The sequence below is a fragment of the Acinetobacter sp. 1566109 genome (genome assembly GCF_000582255.1).
Classification (GTDB): domain Bacteria; phylum Pseudomonadota; class Gammaproteobacteria; order Pseudomonadales; family Moraxellaceae; genus Acinetobacter; species Acinetobacter nosocomialis.
The window spans coordinates 1-459 of sequence record NZ_JEYB01000230.1 but is presented as its reverse complement, the minus strand read 5'-3'; the positions used below and the strand labels follow the sequence as shown (position 1 = coordinate 459).

The window sequence follows — 459 nt, the reverse complement described above, 5'->3', positions numbered from 1 at the left end:
TCAGATAAAGCAACTGTGGAAGTTCCAAGTACCGTTGCTGGTGTTGTAAAAGCAATTCACTTGCAAGCAGGCCAACAAGTTTCACAAGGTATATTGCTTGCAACAATTGAAGCTGAAGGCCAAGCACCTGCTGCTGCACCAGCGGCAAAAGCAGAAGCAGCCGCAGCTCCACAGGCAGCAGCACCTAAAGCAGCTGCTCCTGCTACAACACAGTCTGCACCTGCGGCGCCTACATCTGGCACTGATAAGTTAACGAAAGAGCAAGAAGCAGAAAACGCTAAAGTATATGCAGGTCCTGCTGTTCGTAAGCTTGCTCGTGAACTTGGCGTGATTTTGTCACAAGTTAAAACTTCTGGTGAGCATGGCCGTGTAGTTAAAGAAGATATCTTTGCTTATGTGAAGAGTCGTTTAACGGCACCACAAGCGGCCTGGTTTCTGCGGCTGTCATCAGCTCAGGAA

General features: G+C 48.6%; 1 protein-coding gene. It reads left to right on the top strand.

Annotated features, from left to right (window positions below; translation table 11 throughout):
* The coding region (locus tag J582_RS25585; protein ID WP_032049028.1) for an E3 binding domain-containing protein at nucleotides 1-459 on the top strand (459 nt) is incomplete at both ends.